The following is a 1,671-nucleotide window of genomic DNA, read 5'->3' on the forward strand; positions in this document are numbered from 1 at the left end:
TATAAAAATAGCAAGGGCATCGGCCTGCGGCGACAATTGCGCTTCCTGCGGAAGCCAATGTACAGACACAGGCCATATATTAAAGGTTAAGAATGATGATTTCTTTCCAGGACAGCTTTTATCAATTATTACAAAGGACACCAATATATTGCTGTATTCAATGGTTGCCTATGGAATTCCTCTCCTGGTTATGGTTCTCTCATCAATAATGGCCTATAATTTTATAGAATGGGGAAACAAGGAAATAGTCTCCTCGGCAATTGGAGTATTGTCCCTTGTGGTTTCGTTTTATATTCTTAGAATTGTAGACAAGAAATTTTTTAAGCAAAATGATATAATTGAAAGCATAAATCCTTATAGAGGTGAATAAAATGGATTCAAACAAACAATTGCTTAATAGAATGAAAAGAATTGAAGGTCAGGTTAAGGGCATTCAAAGAATGATTGAAAACGGTGAATTCTGTGGTGATGTACTAATACAGATTTCAGCAGCAAAATCCGCCTTGAACAAGGTTGGAGGCATTGTTATGGAAAACTATGCCAAAAACTGTTTCCAACAGAGAGCGGAAGCTGAAGATCCTGAAAAAGCCTTGGAAGAACTGTTAAATATAATAATAAAATATTCTAAATAGAATATTTCCATAATTTCTGCTATAAAAAGGAACTTTAATGATATTTATGGAAATAAAAAAATGGAGGAGTTTACATGTTTGAAAATTTAAAAAACACAGATGTAGAAATTTATGAATCAATCCAAAGGGAAATAGGAAGACAACACAGAAACCTTGAACTTATTGCTTCTGAAAATGTTGTTTCAATGCCTGTACTTGAGGCAATGGGAAGCCAGCTGACAAACAAGTACGCAGAAGGATATCCAGGAAAGAGATATTACGGTGGATGTGAGTTTGTAGATGAAGCGGAAACACTTGCAATTGACAGACTAAAGAAACTTTTTAACGCAGATCACGCCAATGTTCAGCCTCACTCTGGAGCAAATGCAAACCTAGGCGTTTATTTTGCAGTGCTTCAGCCTGGGGACAAAATACTGGGAATGAAGCTTACTGAAGGTGGACACCTAACGCACGGAAGTCCTGTAAATATTTCAGGAAAATATTTTGAAATAGTTCCTTATGGAGTGAATCCTGAAACTGAAGTTCTTGATTATGAAGAAGTTAGAAAAATTGCTATTGAATCAAAGCCTAAAATGATAGTTGCAGGTGCAAGTGCATATTCCAGAAAAATAGATTTTGCAAAGTTCAGGGAAATCGCCGATGAGGTAGGAGCATACCTAATGGTTGACATGGCTCATATTGCCGGTCTAATTGCTGCAGGACTTCACCAGAATCCAGTTGAATATGCCGACTTTGTTACAACAACCACGCATAAAACACTCAGAGGGCCAAGAGGTGGAGCTATACTTTGCAAGGCAGAATTTGCAAAGGCTATAGACAAGGCCATATTCCCGGGAATTCAAGGTGGACCATTGATGCATGTTATAGCAGCAAAGGCTGTTTGTTTTAAGGAAGCACTTGAGGATGACTTCAAGGGATATCAGGAGCAGGTTGTTAAAAATGCAGCAGAACTTGCAGTACAGCTTAAGGAAAGAGGATTCAGACTTGTTTCAGACGGAACAGACAACCATCTTATCCTTATAGACATGAGAAGCAAGGA

3 protein-coding genes are annotated in these 1,671 nt (G+C 37.9%); all 3 read left to right on the forward strand.

Annotation, left to right across the window (positions count from 1 at the left end; genetic code table 11):
- The coding region (locus AC3AX0_RS04820; protein ID WP_487549174.1) for a SoxR reducing system RseC family protein at nucleotides 1-370 on the forward strand (370 nt) is incomplete at its 5' end.
- Nucleotide 371: 1 nt separating this feature from the next.
- Nucleotides 372-632 carry a metal-sensitive transcriptional regulator gene (locus AC3AX0_RS04825; protein WP_487549175.1) on the forward strand — a complete coding sequence of 87 codons (261 nt, stop codon included), beginning with the start codon at nucleotides 372-374 and terminating at the stop codon, nucleotides 630-632.
- Between the two features lie 74 nt (nucleotides 633-706).
- A partial coding sequence (locus AC3AX0_RS04830; protein ID WP_487549176.1) for a serine hydroxymethyltransferase occupies nucleotides 707-1,671 on the forward strand: 965 nt, incomplete at its 3' end.

This window comes from Dethiosulfatibacter sp., from assembly GCF_983023055.1.

Coding starts and splice junctions, on each gene's coding strand:
- AC3AX0_RS04825 (WP_487549175.1), top strand. CDS start 372: ATGGATTCAAACAAACAATTGCTTAATAGAATGAAAAGAATTGAAGGT.